The 20,563-nt window shown below is 74.9% G+C and carries 21 protein-coding genes; 6 read left to right on the top strand and 15 right to left on the bottom strand.

Going from position 1 to position 20,563, the window contains the following annotated elements; translation table 11 throughout:
* Positions 1–159: 159 nt before the first annotated feature.
* The 5 genes from ACZ4UX_RS23325 to ACZ4UX_RS23305 form a co-directional block, all read right to left on the bottom strand.
* Positions 160–912, bottom strand: coding sequence for a DUF4232 domain-containing protein (locus ACZ4UX_RS23325; protein ID WP_465708067.1), 753 nt, complete (start codon positions 910–912; stop codon positions 160–162).
* Between the two features lie 259 nt (positions 913–1,171).
* A complete protein-coding gene (locus tag ACZ4UX_RS23320; protein ID WP_465708066.1) occupies positions 1,172–2,740 on the bottom strand; it encodes a hypothetical protein in 1,569 nt (522 codons plus the stop codon).
* A gap of 355 nt (positions 2,741–3,095) precedes the next feature.
* A complete protein-coding gene (locus tag ACZ4UX_RS23315) occupies positions 3,096–4,190 on the bottom strand; it encodes an NAD(P)-dependent alcohol dehydrogenase (RefSeq protein ID WP_380393095.1) in 1,095 nt (364 codons plus the stop codon).
* Positions 4,187–5,593 carry an aldehyde dehydrogenase family protein gene (locus ACZ4UX_RS23310; protein ID WP_465708065.1) on the bottom strand — a complete coding sequence of 469 codons (1,407 nt, stop codon included), beginning with the start codon at positions 5,591–5,593 and terminating at the stop codon, positions 4,187–4,189. The genes ACZ4UX_RS23315 and ACZ4UX_RS23310 overlap by 4 nt, the downstream gene beginning before the upstream one ends.
* Positions 5,594–5,601: 8 nt before the next feature.
* Positions 5,602–6,357 (bottom strand): (5-formylfuran-3-yl)methyl phosphate synthase, encoded by a 756-nt coding sequence (locus tag ACZ4UX_RS23305; RefSeq protein ID WP_465708064.1) that lies wholly within the window; start codon positions 6,355–6,357, stop codon positions 5,602–5,604.
* Between the two features lie 602 nt (positions 6,358–6,959).
* Here ACZ4UX_RS23305 and ACZ4UX_RS23300 point away from each other — a divergent pair.
* The gene (locus ACZ4UX_RS23300; RefSeq protein WP_329491654.1) at positions 6,960–7,259 is read left to right on the top strand and encodes a DUF4193 domain-containing protein; all 300 of its coding nucleotides are present in this window, start codon (positions 6,960–6,962) and stop codon (positions 7,257–7,259) included.
* A gap of 127 nt (positions 7,260–7,386) precedes the next feature.
* On the opposite strand, the gene ACZ4UX_RS23295 is transcribed toward ACZ4UX_RS23300, so the two are convergent.
* On the bottom strand, positions 7,387–8,046 hold the full coding sequence (locus ACZ4UX_RS23295) for a cytochrome P450 (RefSeq protein WP_465708063.1): 660 nt from the start codon (positions 8,044–8,046) through the stop codon (positions 7,387–7,389).
* A 56-nt stretch (positions 8,047–8,102) separates the two neighbouring features.
* On the bottom strand, positions 8,103–9,422 hold the full coding sequence (locus tag ACZ4UX_RS23290; RefSeq protein WP_465708062.1) for a M23 family metallopeptidase: 1,320 nt from the start codon (positions 9,420–9,422) through the stop codon (positions 8,103–8,105).
* Positions 9,423–9,882: 460 nt separating this feature from the next.
* Between ACZ4UX_RS23290 and ACZ4UX_RS23285 the strand changes: the two genes are divergently transcribed.
* Complete coding sequence (locus ACZ4UX_RS23285) at positions 9,883–10,674, top strand: hypothetical protein (RefSeq protein ID WP_465708061.1); 792 nt, start codon at positions 9,883–9,885, stop codon at positions 10,672–10,674.
* 37 nt (positions 10,675–10,711) lie between these two features.
* Here the strand turns inward: ACZ4UX_RS23285 and ACZ4UX_RS23280 are convergent, their stop codons facing one another.
* From ACZ4UX_RS23280 to ACZ4UX_RS23245, 8 genes are all read right to left on the bottom strand, one after another.
* Positions 10,712–11,803: a vWA domain-containing protein gene (locus tag ACZ4UX_RS23280; protein WP_465708060.1), complete on the bottom strand. Its 1,092-nt coding sequence runs from the start codon at positions 11,801–11,803 to the stop codon at positions 10,712–10,714.
* Between the two features lie 303 nt (positions 11,804–12,106).
* Positions 12,107–12,667 carry an RICIN domain-containing protein gene (locus ACZ4UX_RS23275; RefSeq protein WP_465708059.1) on the bottom strand — a complete coding sequence of 187 codons (561 nt, stop codon included), beginning with the start codon at positions 12,665–12,667 and terminating at the stop codon, positions 12,107–12,109.
* The gene (locus ACZ4UX_RS23270; RefSeq protein WP_465708058.1) at positions 12,664–12,804 is read right to left on the bottom strand and encodes a hypothetical protein; all 141 of its coding nucleotides are present in this window, start codon (positions 12,802–12,804) and stop codon (positions 12,664–12,666) included. Before ACZ4UX_RS23270 ends, ACZ4UX_RS23275 begins: the two co-directional genes overlap by 4 nt.
* A gap of 161 nt (positions 12,805–12,965) precedes the next feature.
* Positions 12,966–13,412: an anthrone oxygenase family protein gene (locus ACZ4UX_RS23265; RefSeq protein WP_465708057.1), complete on the bottom strand. Its 447-nt coding sequence runs from the start codon at positions 13,410–13,412 to the stop codon at positions 12,966–12,968.
* Positions 13,413–13,701: 289 nt separating this feature from the next.
* Positions 13,702–14,442: a class I SAM-dependent methyltransferase gene (locus tag ACZ4UX_RS23260; protein WP_465708056.1), complete on the bottom strand. Its 741-nt coding sequence runs from the start codon at positions 14,440–14,442 to the stop codon at positions 13,702–13,704.
* Positions 14,443–14,733: 291 nt separating this feature from the next.
* Positions 14,734–15,051, bottom strand: coding sequence for a hypothetical protein (locus ACZ4UX_RS23255; protein WP_465708055.1), 318 nt, complete (start codon positions 15,049–15,051; stop codon positions 14,734–14,736).
* A gap of 265 nt (positions 15,052–15,316) precedes the next feature.
* Positions 15,317–16,798, bottom strand: coding sequence for a HAMP domain-containing sensor histidine kinase (locus ACZ4UX_RS23250; protein ID WP_465708054.1), 1,482 nt, complete (start codon positions 16,796–16,798; stop codon positions 15,317–15,319).
* On the bottom strand, positions 16,791–17,468 hold the full coding sequence (locus ACZ4UX_RS23245; RefSeq protein WP_380388578.1) for a response regulator transcription factor: 678 nt from the start codon (positions 17,466–17,468) through the stop codon (positions 16,791–16,793). Before ACZ4UX_RS23245 ends, ACZ4UX_RS23250 begins: the two co-directional genes overlap by 8 nt.
* Before the next feature lie 252 nt (positions 17,469–17,720).
* On the opposite strand from ACZ4UX_RS23245, the gene ACZ4UX_RS23240 reads away from it, so the two are divergent.
* The 4 genes from ACZ4UX_RS23240 to ACZ4UX_RS23225 all read left to right on the top strand — a co-directional run bounded on the left by ACZ4UX_RS23240 (position 17,721) and on the right by ACZ4UX_RS23225 (position 20,148).
* Complete coding sequence (locus ACZ4UX_RS23240) at positions 17,721–18,113, top strand: hypothetical protein (RefSeq protein ID WP_465708053.1); 393 nt, start codon at positions 17,721–17,723, stop codon at positions 18,111–18,113.
* A gap of 108 nt (positions 18,114–18,221) precedes the next feature.
* Entirely contained in the window at positions 18,222–18,869 is a 648-nt protein-coding gene (locus tag ACZ4UX_RS23235) for a DedA family protein (protein WP_465708163.1), read from the top strand.
* Positions 18,866–19,483, top strand: a complete 618-nt coding sequence (locus ACZ4UX_RS23230) for a phosphatase PAP2 family protein (protein ID WP_465708052.1) — start codon at positions 18,866–18,868, stop codon at positions 19,481–19,483. Before ACZ4UX_RS23235 ends, ACZ4UX_RS23230 begins: the two co-directional genes overlap by 4 nt.
* Positions 19,468–20,148 (top strand): phosphatase PAP2 family protein, encoded by a 681-nt coding sequence (locus ACZ4UX_RS23225; protein WP_465708051.1) that lies wholly within the window; start codon positions 19,468–19,470, stop codon positions 20,146–20,148. Before ACZ4UX_RS23230 ends, ACZ4UX_RS23225 begins: the two co-directional genes overlap by 16 nt.
* Positions 20,149–20,563 lie beyond the last annotated feature (415 nt).

The raw sequence follows: 20,563 nt of genomic DNA, 5'->3' as shown, positions 1-20,563 counted from the left end.
AGTGGAGCACCGGCCCCCGCAGAGGGGGGGCCGGGTTTTGGGAAGGGAAGGGGAGAAGAATATGGGGGGGGGAAGGGCGGGGTTCGCAGGGCCCCCGCCCGTGCCCGCCTGCCCTCCCCCGAGCCGGGCCGCGCCGCGCCGGGCAGCCGGGCGGGTCGGCTAGTTGGGGGCGGCGGCCATCGAGGTGACCGCCTCCGCCACGCTGGACCGGTAGATGCCCATCTGCGGGTTCAGGACCCGTGCGCCGTTGCCGAGCGGGAAGTTCCGGGTGTTGGCGAGCGGCATGTTGGTGTCGTCGTCGTCGACCAGCACGTTGAGCTCGTTGATGCCGGGAACGGTACCGGTGGTGGCACCGCTCGGGTCGAGGTCGATCACCGCGTAGGCGCTCTGGCCCGCCGGGACGGCGAACCGCGCCGTGCCGCTCGCGAGCACCGGCTTGATGTTCTTGCTCCGGTCGGCGGCGGTGGAGTTGCCGAGGTCGACCCCCGGGGTGGAGCTCAGGCTGCAGGCGGCCGTACCGCTGTTGCGTACCTCGATCACCCACTGGGTCGGGGCCCCGGCCCGGGCCGTCGCGTGGATCGCCAGGCTGTCGATGGCGCACGGGCGGGCGGCGGCGGCACTCCCGCCGTCGGGCCGGGTGCCGCTCGACGGGCTCACCCCGGACGGCGTGTGCGACGCCGCTCCGGTGGCCGGCGCGCTCGTCCTGGGCGCACCGGTGGCACCGGGCGCCGAGGGGGCACCGGTGGCCGGCGCGCCCGTCGCGGAGGGCGTCACGGCCACCGCGGTGGTCGCGGGCGCCGTCGAGCCGCCGGCCGCGTCGGTGTTGTCGGGCCCGCAGGCGGTCAACGCGAGACCCGCCCCGGCGACGAGGACGACGGAGACGAGCAGCGGACGGCGGCGGCGGACGAACATGGTGGCTCCCCGATGGTGGCGCGTACTGAACTGTGTTCGGACACACCACAGGACGACCGGCCGACCGCGAATGGTGGCATGCGCAGCGTCACAATCATGAGGACAGGACGGCGACGGAACCGTGACATTCGGTCGGGTACAACGCAGTTGACAGGGCGCCACCTCTCGGTAACCCACCCTTCCGGTGGGGGCGGATCGGCCCGCCCCCACCGCACGGCCCACCGCCGTCCGCGCTCCGAGGTCCGAGCGGCGGCGCCGGTCAGTCGTCCCGGCCCTGCTCCAGTCCCTGGCCCTGGTCGCCGCCGTCGCCGTGGTGCCCGGTGGTGCGGGCGTAGACCTGGTAGTCGGTGTGTTCCGGGCCGCCGAGGCCGGTCAGCAGATTGCCGCTGGTCGAGCCGAACACCACCGTGTCGCCGCGGGCGTCCACGGCCGGGTCGACCGACGATCCGTTGCCGAGCGAGCCGTCCGGCGCGGTGGAGACCCGCTCGGTGCGGCCGGTGCGCAGGTCGTGGCGGTAGACGTCCCAGCCCGCGTGCTGCGGGCCGGCCACCAGGTTGTCGGCGGCGGAGGAGTAGTACACCCAGCGGTTGTCGGCGGTGATCCGGCCGTGGTCGGAGGAGCCGACCGAGGCGGTGCCGGGCAGGCCACCGCTGATCTTCGTGACGGTGCCCTTCCCGAGGTCCCGGACGTACAGCACGGTGTGGTACCGGTGGCCGTTGGTCGACCCGCCGGGCTCGGGCAGCGCGTAGATCGCGCGCCGCCCGTCGGGGCTGATCGTCGCGTCGAAGCTCGCGTAGCCGAGCGTGCCGTCGGGGGCGAGGCTGGCGGCGGAGATCCGGCCGGACGCCACGTCGTACGTGTAGTAGACGCCGGTCGTCGGCCGGGCCAGACCGGGCCGGGCGTCGCGGGGCAGGTCCGCGCCGCTGCCCGGGGCGAGTTCCACGTCGGCGGCGGGACCGGCGGCGCCGGCCGCGGGCGCGGGGGTTCGGTCGGCGGGGCTCTGGTCAGTGGGGGTCTGGTCGATGGGCAGCAGGTTGCCTGCCAGCGAGGTGAAGCCGACGGTGCGGCCGTCCGCGCTGATCGTCGGGTTGAGGGACATGCTGTCGCCCGGCCTGCCGTCCACGCCGCGGGTCACCAGGCGGGTCTCCCCCGTCCAGCGGTCGGTGACGTAGATGTTGTAGTCCCAGGTGTAGGGCCTGGCCAGCGAGGCGCCGTCGCCCTGGGGGGCCGGGACGAGGTCGGTCCGGCTGGAGACGAACGCCACGTAGCGGCCGTTCGCGCTGACGGAGGGCGCGTACGAGGCGTGGAACCGGTCGGTGTCGGTGCTGACCGGTCCGCCGCTGACCAGTTCGGTGCGGCCGGTGCGGCGGTCCCGGACGTACACCTCGGTGCGTCCCGGGACCGGCAGGCCGGGGACCACGTTCACCGCGTCGCTCTCGAAGGCGACGTAGCGGCCGTCGGCGTTGATCGCGGCGTAGTCGGTGAAGCCGTCCAGCGCGTTGTCGTCGTCGGACAGGTTGACCCGCTCGGTGCGGCCGGTCGCCAGGTCGCGGACATAGGCGTCGCGTCCGCTCTTCGCGGGCTGGGAGACCAGGTTGGTCGCCCACGAGGTGAACAGCGCGTAGCGGCCGTCGGCACTGATCTGCCGGTTCCAGGACTGGTCGTCCGGCCCGGCGCCGTTCACCCCGACGCTGACCTGGACGGTGCCGCGCGCCGCCGGACGGGCCTGGGCGGGCACGGCGGTCACGGCGAGTACGGCCGCCGCCGCGAGGACGCTGCCGCCGCCGGCCAGCCACCGGTTGCCGGTGGTGCGGGTGGTGCGTGCCATGGGTCTGTCCCTTCCCCTGGTGATCGCCCGGCCGGGCTCCCTCCCGGCAGCGGGCTCCCGACGAGCCAATCGTCGGGAGGCACGGCGGTCAACGGTCCCGGGGGATCCCGGCGGAAGATACGCCAACGAACGTATCCCGCGCGGGGGCGCGAAGCGGTACGTACTCCGCGCGCCGGCACCTCTCCCCCGCGGCGGCGCGCCTCCCGCGCGGAGCGGCGAGCCGGTGCGAGGTGGCGAGCCCGCGCGGAGCGGCGAGCCGGTGCGAGGTGGCGAGCCCGCGCGGAGCGGCGAGCCGGTGCGAGGTGGCGAGCCCGCGCGGAGCGGCGAGCCCGCGCGGAGGCACCCGCTCGGCGGCTCACCCGGCCGGGATCAGCACGGGCTTGACCACGCGCCCCTCGTCACAGTCGCGCTCGGCCTCGTTGACCGCGGCGAGCGGATACGTCCGGATCAGCTGGTCGAAGGGGAACCGCCCGGCCTGCCACAGTGCGGTCAGCCTCGGCACCAGCAGCCCGGGCACCGCGTCCCCTTCGCAGAGGTGGGAGATCCGTCGGCCCCGGTCCAGTGCCCCCGGTTCGATCGCCAGCGCGCCGCTCAGCCGGGCCACCAGTCCGAGGTGTCCGGTCGGGCGCAGCGCCAGGAGCGCGTCGTTGATCAGCCGGACGGAGCCGGTGGTGTCCAGCGCGTACCGCGCGCCGCCGTCGGTCAGGCGCCGGATGCGGCCGGGCAGGTCGGCCGAGGTGGCGGGCAGCGGGACGGCGCCGAACCGTTCGGCGAGGGCGAGCCGTTCGGTGTACCGGTCGACGGCCACGGTGACCGCGCCGGCGGCGGTGGCCGCCATCACCGCGGCCAGGCCCACCGCTCCGGCGCCGAAGACCGCGACGGTGTCGCCGGGACCGGCCGCGAAGGTGTTCAGGACCGCTCCGGCGCCGGTGAGGAAGCCGCAGCCGAGCGGTCCGAGCAGTTCGATCGGCAGTGCGGGGTCGACCCGGACGGCGTTGCGGGCCAGGACCACCGCGTACTCGGCGAACGAGGACTGGCCGAACCACCGGGGGGCCAGCCCTCCCCCCGCCGCGTCGGTGAACCGCGCGGCGTGCTCCGTGCGCCCGCCGAAGAGGTTGAGCGCGGCGAAGGAGTCGCAGTAGGCGGGGGCCGCGCCCCGGCAGCTCCGGCAGTGGCCGCAGGAGTCGAAGCTCAGCACGACGTGGTCCCCGACGTGCAGGCCGGTGTCCGGGCCGGCCGTCTCCACCACGACTCCCGCCCCCTCGTGGCCGAGGACGGCCGGCAGCGGTGAGCGGCCCGCCGAACGCCGGACGGCGAGGTCCGTCCGGCACATCCCGCAGCCCGCGATCCTCACCAGGACCTCGCCGTCGGCCGGCCCCGTCCCCAGGGCCACCTCCTCGACCGTGAACGGCCCCTGGTGGGAGCGCAGGACCGCGGCGCGGAACCTCACCCCTCCTCCGGGCGGTGCACGACGAACGGCCTGAGGTTCCCGTAGAGCCCCCACGGCCCGCCCGCGACGCCGACCCCGCTCTCCTTGATGCCCGCGAAGGGCTGGGCGAGGGAAAGCTCGGCGTGGTGGTTGATCCAGGCCGTCCCGCACTCCAGCCGGTCGGCCACCGACTCGGCGCGGTCGAGGTCCGTCCCCCAGACCGAACCGCCCAGGCCGAAGCCGGTGTCGTTGGCCGCCGCGACGGCCTCGTCGACGCTCCGGTAGGCCAGCACCGGCAGGACCGGTCCGAACTGCTCCTGCGTCACCACCGGGCTGTCCGGCGGGACATCGGCGAGGACCGTCGGGGCGAAGAAGTGGCCCGGCCGGTCCAGCCGGTGGCCGCCGGCGGCGGCCCGGGCGCCGTCCGCCAGGGCCCGGGCCGTGTAGTGCTCGACGCGGGCCAGTTGGGGGGCGTTATTGAGCGGCCCCAGCTGGGTGCCCGGGTCGAGGCCGGGGCCGACGACGACGGCCCTGGCGCGCTGCGCGAGGGCCTCGACCACCTGGTCGCGGAGCCGGGCCGGGGCGTAGACGCGCTTGACCGCCATGCACACCTGCCCGCAGTTGCGGAACGCCGCCCAGAACAGCCGGTCCGCGATCCGCTCGACGTCCACGTCCTCCAGCAGGATCGCGGCGTCGTTGCCGCCCAGCTCCAGGGTGACCCGGGCCAGCGAGGGCGCCGCGCCCGCCGCGACGGCCCGGCCGGTCGGGATCGACCCGGTGAAGCTCACGTGCCGGATCCCCGGGTGGGAGACGAGCCGGGCACCGAGCGGTTCGAGCCCGGTGACGATCGTCAGGACGCCCTCGGGGAGCGCGCCGGCGACGACGGACCCCAGCAGCCGGGTGGCGAGGGGAGTGAACGGGGAGGGCTTGAGGACCACCGTGTTGCCCGCCGCGAGCGCGGGCGCGAACTTCGCCGCCGCGAGCTGGAGGGGGAAGTTCCACGGCACGATCGCCGCCACCGGCCCGAGCGACCGCCAGCGGACCTCGCTGCGGACCGGCCGGCCGTCGTCGATCGGCCGGGGCACGGGGGCGAGCCCGGCGAAGTAGCGCAGTCGGGCCGCCGTACGGGCGACCTCGGCGGACGACTCGGCGAGGGGTTTGCCCTGTTCGCGGGTGAGCAGCGGGGCCAGCTCGGCGCCGGCCGCCTCCACCGCGTCGGCCGCCGCGAGCAGCGCGCGGGTGCGGGCGGCCGGGTCGGCCCGCCAGCCGCGCCAGGCCTGGTGGGCCCGGCCGACGACGGTGTCGAGCTCCTCGGGCCGCTGGTCGGGAGCCTCGTCGAAGGCCTCGCCCGTCGCCGGGTCGAGGACGGCGAAGTGCTCGCCGCGCGGGCCCGGCGGGCGCCGGGGCGCGGGTGTCGCCAGCATGCCGGCGGTCAGCTCTGCGCGGCGACGGCGGCCGCGTGCTCGCGGGCGTGCCGGTCCATCTCGGCCCGGAAGGCGGCCACCAGGTGCGGCCGGATCCTGCCCACCGTGCGGTCGCCGCCCTCGCAGACCGCCCCGCGCACCCCGACGATGTCGGTCCCGATCCGGGTCAGCTCGCCGAGGTCGCCGAGTCGGACGCTGCCCGCGAGGGCCGCGAGCAGCCCGGCCTCGTGGGCGAGGCGGACGAACTCCGCGCACGCGTCCGGCGGGACGTGGTCGAACAGCCGGCTCCCGTCCTTGACCGCGGTGTCGAGCATGGCCGCGTCGGAGCCGGAGCGAAGGGCGATGTCGGGCAGGGCGAGCGGGTTGACGCAGCCGATCCGGTGGGCGTCCGCGTAGCCCGAGGCGACGACGAAGGCGTCCGGCCGGTAGTCCTTCACCGCCCGGACCACCCCGCGCATGACCTCGACGGCCTGGTCCGGGGTCGTGCACCCGTAGAGGCCGACCTTGATGTACGTGGCTCCGGAGACCGCCGCTCCGAGCGCCGCCTGCGCGACCGTCCCCGGCTTGTACGGGACGTCGCCGACGGTGGCGGAGACCGGCTTGTCCGCCGGGACGGCGTCGCGGATCTCCCGGATCACCCACGGGAAGTTCGCCCCGAGCGAGCCCTCGTCGGGCTTCTTGACGTCGACGATGTCGAGGTGCTCCGCGGCCTTCGCGCAGTCGAGGGCCTCCTCGACGCTGTCCGGGGAGATGAGAAGCAACACGGTGGGCCCCTTCCGCCGCAGGTCCGCCTGCCCGGGGGCAGGTGGGCGGAGTCGCCCGGATCACGTGCGGTCCGCTCATCATCGCGGCGGCCCGCGGACGTCGGTAGAGCGCACGGAGTGCGAACGGGTCGTTGGGACGGCGCGCCCGGCGCACCGTGCGCCGTCCGCGCCCTCCGCGCCGACGCGAGCCGGCCGTACCGCGTGAACCGGGCCGGGCCGGGGCGTCCGGCCGGGCCGCCGGGGTGCGCCGACCGGGGCGTCGCGGGCCCGGCGGTCGTGGTCGGGGGCGTGGCCGCCGTACAGTACCGGGACGACCCGCAGCTTCGTCACCGTCCTGGTGGCACGCGATCGCGGTCGGGGGTGCGGACGGCGGATCCCGGCGGACTTCATGGCATGATCAACACCCGCGTCGGACGCGAGTGGACGCCTGCCATCCCCGCCCCGCCCCCGACCGCCCCGACCGGCCGCACGCACCGCCGCCCCCACCAGGCCTCCGACCACCCGAGGGCCGGGCCGCCAGCCCTGCCCAGCGGACCACCGCGGCCGCCACCAGGCACGTCGCACACGGCGTAAACTTCAACCACGACGACAAGGGACCATCTGTGGCAACCGACTACGACGCCCCCCGCAAGACCGACGACGACGGGTCGCACGACAGCATCGAGGAGCTGAAGACCCGCCGCACCGACACCTCCTCCGGCGCCATCGACGCCGTCGACCAGCTCGAATCGACGGACGGCGTCCAGCTGCCCGGCGCGGACCTCTCGGGCGAGGAACTCACCGTCACCGTGCAGCCGATGCTGTCCGACGAGTTCACCTGTGTGAACTGCTTCCTGGTGCACCACCGCAGCCGCCTCTCGCGCATGAAGAACGGCCGCCCCCTCTGCGTCGACTGCGACTGACCGACGGCCGCCGGCCCGCGACCGCGGCTGAACGACGACCGCGACCGGCCGACGACGGCGACCGGGGACCGGGGCCGCGGTACCGCCGCCCCGGTCGGTTCCGGCAGGCGACTGCCGGAACCGGCCGTCACGCGGGTACCGGGGCCGGCACGATCCAGAGCTCGGCCGGGCCGTTGACCACGGCGGACCGCAGCCGCACGGGCGGCGGGCCCTCCGGAGCCAGGACGGCGTCCGGGTAGGAGCCGAAGAACCCGGACAGGGCCACTTCGGCCTCCAGGCGTGCCAGCGGGGCGCCGAGGCAGAAGTGCGGGCCGTGGCCGAAGGCCAGGTGGTCCTTGGCCGGGCGGGTCGGGTCGAAGTCGTCCGGCCGGTCCGGGTGGACCTCCGGGTCGCGGCCGGCCGCACCGAAGGCCAGCAGGATCGGCTCACCCCGTCGGACGACGACGCCCTCGCCGAGGTCGATGTCCTCCAACGCGTACCGCAGCGGAAGGTGCATCACCGGGCCCTCGTGACGCAGCGTCTCCTCGATGACGTCCTCCCATCCGAGGGTTCCCTCGTGGACCAGGGGGAGGAACCGGCGGTGGGTCAGCAGGGCGTGGACGGCGCTGGTGATCAGGTTGACGGCGGTCTCGTAGCCGGCGCCGATCATCAGGAAGAGGGTGTCGCGGGACTGTTCCTCGGTCGGTCGGCCGGCGCCGCCGGTGGGGACGGCGGCCACGTCGCTGGCGAGGTCCGCTCCGGGCCGCCGGCGCTTGAGGTGCAGCAGCCCGGTGAGCAGCGCGTCCATCTCCAGCTGGCTGGCCCGCCGCCCCGGGTACGGGGTGGCGGGCCACGGGCCGGCGGTCAGAAGTCGAGCACCTGGCGGTCGAGCGGGTACGCGGAGCGGTGCGGGCCGTCGTAGGGCGAGGGGTCGATCGGCAGCACGCCGGTCGGCTGCAGCCCCAGGTTGTCGTCCCAGATCCGGGGCGCGACATGGCCGAGCACCCGGAACTGCCGGAAGGTGAACGGCGGGCTGTCGGTCGGGAAGAACTCCGCCGTGGTCATCACCTGGAAGTGCAGGTGCGGGGTGGTGGAGTTGCCGCTGTTGCCGATCAGCCCGAGGACCTGGCCGGGCTCGACGCAGTCGCCCGCCCGGACCCGGAGCGATCCCGGCTGGAGGTGTGCGTAGAGCAGGTACCGGCCGGGGGCGACCTCCAGGGTGATGTGGTTGCCCACGGTGTCCTCGATCGGCGGTACCGCGGGCGGGTTCGGCGGCGGGTTGTCCGGGACGCCGTCCTGGACCTCCACCACCCGGCCGCCGGCGGCGGCGAGGACCGGCTGACGATAGGTCAGATAGCTGGTGAGCTGCCCCGGATCGCCCTCCCAGGTCTGCCCGTCGCCGCCGACCCGGTACCAGTCGATCGCGAAGCGCTGCGGAACGTAGAACGCGCCGTTGATCGGGGCGAGTCCGCGCCGGTGGTGGGTGTTGTCACAGCACGACTCGCTGGCGTACCAGCTGCCCGGGCGGACCGGCGGCAGCAGGTCCGGCGGCGCCGTACGGGCGGTCCGGGTGGGCTGCACCGTCTCCTCGAAGGGCGAGGAGCCCGACGCGGACAGGACGGCTCCCACCAGGTGGTGCTCCACCACCTCGGGGACCGGCTCGCCCGGGGCGAGCGCCAGGTCGATCCAGAGCACCCACTGCTGCGAGCCCGGGATCACCGTCTCCGCCGGTGGCTCGGGCGGCGGCGCGGCACCGCGGCCGCCGTCGGCCGCCGGGTCGCGCGGGCGGTCGCCGACCGCGCCCGGCAGCGGGTCACCGACGGGATTGGCCGCCGCGCCCAGCACCGACCCGCTCAGTGAGCCGACGACGCGCTTGGTGGCGGCGTCCTGGACGTCCACGCGGTCCAGCCGCACCGCGAGGCTGGTGGACAGCGCGTTGGTGGTGAGCAGTTCGTAGGAGAGGTGGACCTTCCCGTCCGAGGCGTCGAACGGCGCGGGCTCGGTCATCACCGCCGCGGTCAAGGGGGTGAACTGCGTGCCCGGTGCGAGGGCGGGCCGTACGGCCGCGTGGCCGGGCGGGCCCGCCGCGGCCAGCACGACGGCTCCCAGGACGGCGGCGGCGAGGCGGCGCAGGAGGGGCCGGCCGCCGATGCGGCCGCCGGCTGCTGGGTCCGGGTCGGTCATGGGGTTCCCGGTTCGTCGTCGGAGCCGGTCCGTCCGAGACGGACGGCGGCGCGCCCCATCGGCTGGGGCGCATGCCCATGTAAGGCGATGCCGGTCCGGCTCCGCCCGACGCCGGTGCCGGCCCCTGGCGAAGACCACCCGTCCGGTCGACACCGGAGCCGAGGGGGGCCGGATCCGGGCCTGCGGCCGCCGCTCGCGGGAGCGGCAGGCGGTGCGACCGCCGTGCTCCGAGGACGGGCAGGCGTGCGCGGAGGAATCCGCGCGCGCCTGCCCGGGAGCACCCTCTACGATCGTCGGGTCCGCCGGCCGGTACGCCATGGGTCCGGGGGCCGCCGGACCGTGGTCGAGGCAGAACGGGGGTGCCTTCGTGAGGTGGCGACGGCGCACGAGGACCAGCACGGGCCCCGAGCCCGTGGCGACGGCCGAGGCCGTGCCGCTCCCCGAGGAGCGTCCCGCGGCGGTGGCGGCACATCAGTGGAGCCATCGCTGGGGGCCCTGGGCCGAGCAGTGGGAGGACTGGCTGCGCCGCTCCCCCGTCGGGGTGGACCTGCTGGTGTGGTGGCGGGACGAGGGGGGCGACCTGCTCGCCCTCGTCGGGCCGCAGCGCTACCGCCAGCGGCTGGCCGAGCTGCTGTCCCACGCCTCACCGCGGGACGTGGCGGCCCTGGGGATCGGGTGCACCCGCCGCATCGACCGGCCGTGCCGCGATCCGGGGACGTGCGGCCAGGACCGGGCCGACGACGATCCGACCGCCGCACCCCGGCACCGCACCGGTCCGGTTCCGGGCGCCTGCAGCGGGTTCAAGGACTGCTGGAGCGCGTACGGGATCGATGTCGAGTTCACCGCCGACGACCGGCACCGCGCCGTGCACCTCCAGGACCCGTCGGACCACTCCAGGACGGGCGTCTGGGTGGACGGCGTCCGGGTGGCGGACGGGATCACGCTGGACAGCTCGGGCTACTGGGTGGACGAACGGTACTACGTGGTCCAGGCCGAGGGCCCGCAGGACCACCCCGAGCAGAGCCACACGATGGGACACCTCTGCTGCACCGTCCTGTCGCTGGTCGTCCACGACGCCGAGCTGGCCACCACGCGGATCCTCGTGCCCGGGGCCACCGAGGCGTGGACCGATCCCGAACTGGGCCGGGACGGCGACACCTTGTGCGTCTACCCGAGCCGCGGGGCCCGTGCGGCCGGGCGAGCGGACCGCGTCCTGCCCGTCGAGCCGCTGCCGCCCTCGCCGTCGCACTGACCGTGGTGGAGGGGGCCGGCCGGGCCGCGGGTGCCCGTCACAGCATGACGAGCAGCTTGGTGCCCGTCACCAACTTGCGGTTCACCGAGGTCGACTGGACGAACACGGTGTACGACGGGTTGTCACCCGGCTTCACCGTGGCCTCCGCCGACGGCAGGCCCAGGAGCCGGCGGGCCGCCGGACCGGAGAACACCCTGCCCGTCATCCGGCCGGTGGCCGGGTCCTTCTCGGCCACCGCGAGCTGCTTCGAGCCCTGGATCTTCTCCCGCTTGGACAACTCGTAGTAGGCGCAGCCGGTCTTGTACGGGTGCCCGGCGCCGGTGACGAAGTCGCGGATCGGCATCGCCTCGTCGACCGGGACCAGGATGTACTTGCCGGCGTCCAGGGCGTCGAGATTGGCCGTCACGTCGGCGGTGCTCAAGTCCTGGCCCATCGCGAACAGGTTCCTGGTGCCGCGCACACCCTGCTCGCGGCCCCGCAGGAAGCTCGTGGCGGCCGACTTGACGGTGCCGATCGCCTCCTCGACGCCCTTGCTGGAGTCCGCGTCCCAGATCGCGATGTTGCCCGCGGGGAAGCCGTACTCCTGAGCGGTGCGCTTGGCCAGCGAGTTCGGGACCAGGATCGCCGACGTCCAGTGGTCGGGGAGGTCGTCCATGGCCTTCTGGATGCGGCTCAGCCACGTGCTCAGCACCGTGCTGCCCCGGGCGCCGTTCATCTGGGTGTGCATCCGGCCGTTCTGCGAGAACCCGGAGGCGTTCTCCTCACCGTCGGTGACGACGACCTGGAGGAAGGAGTGCTCCCCGTACCCCTCCCAGATGTTCTTCAGGTCGTCGACGGACTTCACGGCCGCCTCGATCAGCGCCGTCGCACCGCCGTTGACCTTGTACAGACCGCGCAGCGACGGCAGGTGTTTGACGTCCATGTCCCACACCAGGTTCTCCACCTCGTGGTCGAACGCGTAGAGGCTGATGCGGGTCTCGTGACCGAGCCGGTCGGACTCCTCCTGAAGGCCCTTCACGAATTCGTCCACCACGCGAACAAGCTGCGCCGCGTGCTGGCGCATCGAGCCGGAATTGTCGACCACCAGGGAAACGTGGTTGACCTTGTGCTTGATCCTGTTCGCAGACATTCTTCTACCCCTTGTCCCAACGCGCTCGCGACGCCTTCCGGCGCCCCCTCCAACGTTGGTTCCACACTACGGCGAGGCACTGACAATCCGCCCTGACCTGGGACTCCACCGCCCACTGACGACCCGTCGGATTCGCCTGCCCGAGGACGGGAAACCGGAATGCGGCGGCGGGCACGGATCGGACGAATCACCGCTCGTCGCCGGCGGTCACCCGAATCCGGATTACCGCACCCGCCGCCGTCCGGCGCGGATTTCCTCACCGTCGACATCGCCCCGCTCCGAACGCGGGACCAGGAAGCGGTGTCAGAGGTCGACCCGGGGCTGCAGTCCGATCCAGGTCTGGTTGGCACCCTCGTTGTAGCCCCAGGTGACGACCGGGACGCCGTCGGCGGGATCGGAGCCCGGCACGTCGAGGTCGAGGCCGAGATGGCTGAACAGGCGGTCGGTCGACGGCGCATTGACGCCGGGCACGTACCACAGCTGGTTGGCGGGCTCGGGCCGAACCGAACAACTCCACTGGATCACCTGGGTGCCCCACGCCGTGCTGGCACCGGGAACGTCCAGGCACATCTTGCTGTGCACGTTCAGCAGAAGGTGGTTGGTGTTCACGACCCACTGCTGGTTGGCGCCGCCGGTGCAGGTCCACTGGCGGACGGGGGCGCCGCGGTCGGTGCGCCAGTCGGCCACCTCCAGGCACTTGCCGGTCGCCTGGTTGCGAAGTTCGAAGGCGGGGGTGTAGCGGGGGATCTGCTCGGCGTGGGCGGTACCCGTGGCGGCCACCGGCACGGCGGTGGCGAGGCCGGCGGCGAGGGCGAGCAGAGCGGCGCGGGTGCGGTGCCCGCGGGTGGGAGCGGGATCGGTCACGGCTGTCCTCCTGAGGTGGGGCGGGCGGTGCGCGCGACCGGGAAGGCGAGGAGTCGGTGCCACGGCTCCCCGGCGGCGTCGAGGCGTTGGACCACCGCGTCCTCGAAACAGTTGTACGAGATCTGAGGGGAAGTCATGAAGTCTCGCCGGCAGGGAACTCGCCGCTCGGACTCCTCGCCGGCAGCGTCGTGCATCACCCGGACCGCGACCCGGTCCAGCGGCCACCCGCCCGGTCCGGACGCGCAGAACGCCCGCCGGGACCAGGCCCGCCGGACGCTGCTGGAGGGGTGCCGGGCCCTCAGACGAGGGCGACGACCAGGAGGAGGAACGCGGTCACGATGACGGCCACCCGCAGGTAGTGGAGGCGGTCCCAGCGGCCGAGCTGCTCCCGCCAGTCCGCCGGGGCGTTCTCCGGTGTCCAGTGCGCCGCCCGGGAGTTGATCGGCACGAGTAGGGCGACCGACATCACCACGCTGAGGACGAGCAGCCCGGCGGCCGTGGCGACCAGCCCCGCCCCGGCGTCCCCCCAGGTCACGACGGACCACGCCACGCCGAGCACCACCGACCCGATGTACCAGAACGGCATCACCCGCCCCAGCAGCCGGGCCCCCTCGCTGCGGGCGGCGAGTCCGCCGTTGTGCGGCAGCCCGTCGACGATCGGGTTGACGAAGACCGCCACCGCGAACTCCACACCCACCAGCAGGCCGACGACCACGACCGTGACGACGGCCAGTGCGTTCTGCATGTTCCCTCCCCAAGTTCGGACCCGGCGCCTTCTAGCGCCGCTAGGTCATGGGGCAATGCTAGAGGTATCGACGCTCGGATGTCTAGCGCCGCTAGCATCGGGGCGGCACGGGCCGGGTACGAGCTCCGGCAGCGGCGCCCGTACCCGGGCGGGCACGGGCGCCGGGCTCAGTGGATCCGCCGGAGGCGGGCGGCGGCGGGGCGGCGGCCGCCGTCATTCCCCCGTCGCCTCGACGTCCCCGGGGCTCACGGTCCGGTGCGGGTGGCGCCGGACCGCTGCCGCGATGTCCTCAGCCGCCCGCCGGACCGCCCCCGGTCGCCGCGACCACGTACCAGTGGGCCGGCAGCGCGACCCGGGAGCCGTCGGGGTGGTGTTCGCTCATCGCGAGGTCCGTCCCGCCCTCGTCGAGGATCTCCAACCCGGCGCCGCGCAGCAGCCCGGGCATCTCCCCCGGCGTGACCTCGGCCGGGCGCAGGTCGTGCTTGCGGACCTGGCGGAGCTTCTCCGGCGGCCCACCCGGCCGTTCGGCGACCTGCTGGAGCACCGTCTTCGCGGCGGCGGTCGGCTCGACCACGAAGCCCCGGCCGCGCCGGCCGAGCAGCAGGGCGACGGCGGCCGCGACCGGTGGCCGGTCCGCCGGTTCGCTCTGGTGGAGCACCGCCCGCAGGTAGACGTTGGCGTCGCCGAGCCGGTCACCGAGGCGCCGCACCCCCGCCAGGTCGGTGAGGTCGAGCTGCTCGAACTCGGCCACCGCGTCGCGGTCCGCCCGACGGGCGTGTGCCACGGCCGAGGCGGACAGGTCGACGCCCACCGCCCGGGGAAACCGGCCGGCCAGATAGCGGGTCTGGGTGCCGTTGCCGCACCCGAGGTCGACGATCGGCAGCGTGCGGTCGGCGTGGCTCGCGAACAGGGCGGTGTGCGGGGCCGCCGTCAGCGCCGGATCCGCGTCCCAGAACGGCTCGCCCGGCTCACCCGTGTTCTCCGCCCAGAACCCCTCCCACGCGCGTACGTAACGCTCCGAATCACTCATCAGCTGGTCTCTCCCTGGGTCGTGGCAGCGGTGACAGCCTCCATACCGGCCCCTGCGGCGGCGGAAACCGGCCGACCGAAACCTTCACCCCACGTTCGACCTGGTACCGGCGAAACCACCCGATCGGTGACTCCCGGGCGGGCGAAGGCGCCGGACGAAGACGGCGGCCGACGGGGCCGCCGCCGCGTTCGGGACGTCCGTGTTCACCGCTGCGGAACCGAACACCGACCGCCCCGCTGTCGTCCACGGGCGTGGACGACAGCGGGGCGGTAGCCGGACCCCGGGGGCGGATCAGCCGACGTCGATGCCGGTGACCGCCGGGGTGCCCATGCCCACCGCGTCCGCCTCGTACCCGGCCGCCGCGAAGGCCCGCCTGGTGAGGTCCAGGGCCGCCTCACCGGCGGCCGTGCGGTCGGCCGCCTCGACCTCCAGGCGCAGCACGAACGTCCCTTCCGGCTCGTCCAGGGTCAGCACATCGAGGTCGGGGACCTCCTCCGTACCGACCTCCTCGGGATCGGCGCCGCGCACGACGGCCAGCAGGGTACGGCGAGCGGAGTCGTCGACCGGTCGCTGGACTGTTCCGGGAATGGTGATCACATAGCTGCCCATGCCCTACGTGTCACCCGAGCCCGGCGTCGCAAACCTCGGCGGGGCCGTGCGCCCCCCGGATGTCCCGGGCCCGATGTTCCTCCCAGCTCAGAGCCATGATCATCCACCTAGGTCGGCAGTCGGCAGGACTCCCGGCGGTTCCGACCACCGGGGCGACCACGCGCCTCACGCGAGCGGCCCCGAGGCTCATCGCCCGCGCCGGCCGGGGATCGTCCGGTCGCGTCGCCGGCTGGAGGGGTCTGCCGCCGGGCGGCCTTCGGGGCGGCTACGCAGGCCGTCGTGCCCCGGGCTCCGGGCTCGCGTCGGGCAGCCGGGTGCGGAACGTGGTGGTGTCCGGTGTGTCGAGGACGGTGAGGGTGCCGCCGTGGACGGTGGCGATGTCGCGTGCGATGGACAGGCCGAGGCCGGAGCCGCCGTCGTCGCGGCTGCGGGCGTCGTCGAGGCGGGTGAACCGCTCGAAGATCCGCTCCCGGTCGGCGGGGTCGATCCGGGGGCCGTCGTTGCTCACGTCCAGAACGGCGTACCCGGTGGCGCTGTCCTCGAACAGGCGCACGGTGACGCGGTGTCGGGCGTGGCGCCGGGCGTTGTCGAGGAGGTTGGTCAGCAGGCGTCCGAGCCACAGGGCGTTGCCCGTGACGGTGATCTCGTCCGGGGCGTCGAGGACGACCGGGTGGGGCTCGGGTCCGTAGGCCCGCACAGTAGTGCGGACGAGTTCGGTGAGGCGGACCGGCTCGTCGGGGTGGTGGTGGCGGCCGGCGTCGAGACGGGCCAGGAGCAGGAGGTCGGTGGCGAGCGACTGGAGCCGTTCGGTGTCCTGGAGCGCGCCGGCCACCAGGTCGGCGCGCACCTCGGCGTCGGGGTGGGTGAGCGCCACCTCCAGCTGGGTCCGCAGCACGGCGAGGGGGCTGCGGAGCTCGTGGGAGGCGTCGGCGATGAAGCGGCGCTGTCGGGTGCCGGCCGCCTCCAGGCGTTCGAGCATGGCGTTCATGGTGTCGGCGAGGCGGGCGATCTCGTCGTCGCTGCGCGGGTCGGGAACGCGCCGGTCGAGGTCGCGGTCGCCGATGGCGGCCACCTCGGCGCGGATCGCCTCGACCGGCCGCAGGGCGCGGCCGGTCGCCCGCCAGGTGAGGGCGCCGACAGTGAGCAGCAGGACGGTGCTCAGGGCGGCGAGGGCGCCCGTGGTGAGGTCTTCGGCGGCGTCCGCGGTGCGCAGGGAGGCCCCGACATGGACGGTGGCGGGCCCGGTGGGGGTGGCGGCGGTGACCGTGGTGACGCGCTGGTGGTGCTCGTCGCCCAGGGCGCCGAGGTTGAAGGTGTCGTGGCCCTCCCGGTGGCCGGCGGGGGTGAGTGGCGGGTGGCCGGCCAGGTTCTGGCTGGCGGCGACCACCGTGCCGTTCGCGTCGACGACCTGGATGAAGTCGGTGCCGTGGTCGAGCGGCAGCGGGTTGCCGAGGTGCCCGTCGGTGGCGAGCCGGGCGACGGCCTGGGCCTGTTCGCGCGCGCCGGTCTCCACGGTGCGTTCCAGGTTGACGCGCAGCAGGAGGATGACGGCGGCCGAGGCGACGGCGAGGACGACGGCGACGCTGAGGCAGGCGGCGGCGGTGGTCCGGGTGCGGACCGAGCGCGGGGCCAGGCGGTCCAGGAGGGCCACCGTGCGGGGGTGGCCGGGGAGCCTGCCGAGGGCGGTGCGTGCCCGGCGGTAGGCGGCGGGCCGGCGGGGTGCGGGGCCGGTGGTCGGGTCAGCCACCGTCGGCCGCCAGGCGGTAGCCGGTGCCGCGGACCGTCTGCACCGAGGCCCTGCCGTAGGGGGTGTCGATCTTGCGGCGCAGCGCGCTGACGTGCACCTCGACGGTGTTGGGGTCGCTGTCGAGGGCGCTGTCCCAGACGGCGTCGAGGATCTCCCGCTTGGAGACGGCCTCGCCGGCCCGGCGGGCGAGGTGGTCCAGGACGGCGAACTCGCGGGGTGTGAGCGCGATGGCGGTGCCGGCCCGGGTGCAGGTGCGGGCGGCGGAGTCGACCACGAGGTCGCCCAGGACGGTGCGCCGGGGTGCGCGGCTGCCGATCCGGCGGGCGAGGGCCTTGAGGCGGGCGACGAGGACGACGAAGGAGAACGGCTTGGACAGGTAGTCGTCGGCTCCGGTGTCCAGGGCTTCGGCCTCGTCCCACTCGCCGTCCTTGGCGGTCAGCATCAGGATGCCGGCGTCGCTGCCGGCGGCCCGCAGCCGCGCGCACACCCGGTACCCGTTGAGACCGGGCAGCATGATGTCGAGCACGATCACGTCGTAGGCCTGGTCCATCGCCTTGGCCAGGCCCGAGAGGCCGTCGTGGGTGATGTCGACGGTGAACCCCTCGGCGGTCAGCCCGTGCTGCAGCGCCAGGGCCAGTCGGCGCTCGTCCTCCACCACCAGTACTCGCATGCCCCCAGGGTGGCAGGTCCGCGGACCGGGCGGCTGAAGGTGCCTTCAGGTCTTCAGCTGTCCTTCAGCAACGGCCCGTCATGCTGGCCGTACCGTCCGGGCGCAGGTCCCGGGCCTTGTCACAGGATCGGGGTGGGCGCAGTGAGCGAGCCCAGAGTCGGGACGCGGTCACCGCAGGAGCCGGGCGGCGGGGGCGTCGGTGGGGCGCGGGGCCGGTGGCCGTGGCCGGGCGGCCGTCGGGCACGGTGGGCCGTGGCGGGTGCGGCGGCCGTCGTGGTGGTCGGCGGCGGGGCGGCCGCGGTGGCGGTCCACCACGACGGCGAACGACGCGACGGGCACTCGGCGACGGCCGCGCAGGGCGGCGGGCGCCACCACGGTCCCGAGGGCCGGGACGGTGGGCGCAAGGACCACCGCGGTGCGCAGGGCGCACCGGCGCCGCTGCCGTCACTGGACGCGGCCGACGCGGTGGTCAAGGCCACCTCCGGGGTCGCGGGCGGCAAGGTCGAGTCGCTGACCGCGGTCACCGAGCAGGGCGGCGGCCGGGGCTGGCAGGCCGTGGTCCTCGGCCCGGACGGTGTCCGGCACCTGGTGACCGTCGGCGGGGCCACCGGCACGGTCACCGGCAACGCGGTCCTGGGCGGCTGATCCACCGGGTCGGCACGGCCGGGCCGCGCGGAGACACCGGAACCGCGCTCCGGCCGCGGCCGCCCCGACCGGCTCGAACAGCTCCCTCTGGAAAGGCGCAACCCCGTGATGCTCTCCTCATCCGCCCTGCTGGCCGTCAATCCGCTGGACGCGAGTTCCCTTCTCGGCGCGTTCGGCGCCCTGGGCATCGCCGTGGTCCTCTTCGCGGAGACCGGTCTGCTGATCGGCTTCTTCCTGCCGGGTGACTCCCTGCTGTTCACCGCGGGCCTGCTGTGCACCACCGGCTCGCACAGCGGACCGCACCTCGACCTGGCCCAGGTCCTGGGCGCGTCCGCCGTCGGGGCCCTCGCGGGTGCCCAGGTCGGCTACGTCATCGGGCGGCGCGGTGGCAGTGCGCTGCTCGCCCGCTCCCGCAACAGACGGCTGCACGAGGGAGCTCTGCGGGCCGAGGAACTCCTCACCCGCTACGGACACGGCAGGGCCGTGGTCCTCGCCCGGTTCGTCCCCGTGGTCCGCACCGTGCTCAACCCGTTGGCCGGAGCCCTGGGGGTCGACGTCCGCACCTTCACGATCTGGCAGACCGTGGGAGGCCTCGTCTGGACCCTCGGTCTCGTCCTGGCGGGCTACGCGCTCGGCTCGTCGGTGCCCGATGTCGACCACTACCTCCTGCCGATCGTCGGCGTCGTCATCGCGGTCTCCCTGCTGCCCCTCGTGCTCGAAGTCCTCCGCTCGCGCCGCCGCCGGGAAGCCCGATGACGGCCGCCGCCACCGCGCTCGCCCTCGACGGCCGCCCGATCGACGCCGGCCTGTACCTGCGCGCCGACCACTGGGCCCAGCACCTTCCCGCTCCCGCCCGGGAGGTGATCACCGCGTTCTCCGCCTACGGGCTGGGACTCCTGGCCGTCCTGTTGCTCTGGGCCTGGTGGCGCGCCCGCGCCGACGACGGCGCCGCCATGGCCCGGGCCCTCGGCGCGCCGCTGGTGGTCACCGCCGTGTTCGCCGCCGACACCGTCCTCAAGACCCTGCTGCACGAGCCACGGCCGTGCCAGGTCCTCGACGCCGGCACCACGCTGGAGGCGTGCCCCGGCACCGGGGACTGGTCGCTGCCGAGCAACCACACCGTCATCGTGTTCGCCGGCGCCGCCGTACTGTGGCAGGTCAGCCGCCGCATCGGCGCGATCGCGCTGCTCCTGGCCGTCGCGATGGGCGCCTCCCGGGTGCTGGTCGGCGTCCACTACCCGCACGATGTCGCGTTGGGCGCGCTGGTGGGCGTCTGCGCCGGATACGGGCTCGGCCTCCTGGCCGGGCGGGGCCGGGGCGTGGTGGACCGGGCCAGGTCGGGCAGCGCGCACCGATGGCTCACCGCGTGACCGGCCGCCGACGGCCCGCCGCCCTCGCCGGGAGCTGGGCGGCGTTCGCCGTGCTGGCGGCCGTACTCGCCGCGCACGACTGGGCACCCTTCCCGTTCGAACGGACCGCCGTCGACTGGAGCGTCGCGCACCGCCCGCCCGTCGCCGACACGGTGGCCCTCGCCGTCACCTCGCTCGGCACGGGCGTCGCGCCCTACCTCCTGGTGCTGGCCGCAGGCCTCGTCACCCTGCGCGCCTCCCCCGCCCCACGGTCCCGCCGTGCGACCGCCGGGACCGTGCTCGCCCCCGTGCTCTGCCTGGCCGCGGGCCAGTTGCTGCGCCAGGGCCTGATGCACGCCTTCGGTCGCCCCCGGCCGCCGCGGACCGACTGGGCGTTCACCGCCTCCGGATTCGCCTTCCCGTCCGGACACGCCTTCACCTCCGCGCTCTGCGCGGGCCTGCTCGCCCTCGCCGTCGCCCGTGCCCACCCCCGGGCGGCCCGGGCCGCCGTCGTGACCGCGGCCCTGTTCGCGGGCTCGATCGGCCTCAGCCGTATCTACCTCGGGGTGCACTGGCCCCTGGACGTCCTCGGCGCCTGGCTCCTCGCCGCCGGCTGCCTGGCCGCCGCCTCGATCGTCCCGCGTCCCCCGACGCGACCGAGGGCTCCCGTGCCCGAAGTCCCGTAGCGGCCGGCCCAGCCTGCGCACGGCTCGACGGGAAACCCCGCCGTGCCGCGGTCGCACAGCCCAGCCGCACCGCTCGGACGGCGGCCGCCCCCGGCCCGGCCGGGTCGCCCGGTCCGGGCCCCTGATCCACCGAGGTCCCGCGCTTCCCCCGGAGCGCGGGACCTCGGTCGCACCCGCGGGGAGCCGGTGTCCGGTTCCCCGCCTCGGTCGGCCACGGACGCGCACCTGGTCCGGCCCGGTCGACCGGCGGCCGTTCGGGCCCCGGAGGCCGAACGGGGCTCCAACGACGCGGACGCTCCGGGAACGGCGGTGGGGGGGGGGGGGGGGGGGGGGGGGGGGGGGGGGGGGGGTGTGGGGGGGGGGGGGGGGGGGGGGGGGGGAAGGAGGGGGGGGGGGGGGGGGTGGGGGTGGGGGT

The sequence above is a fragment of the Kitasatospora sp. NPDC028961 genome (assembly GCF_055564815.1).
Note: the sequence above shows the minus strand (reverse complement) of the source record. Positions and strands in the feature narration are given on the sequence as shown.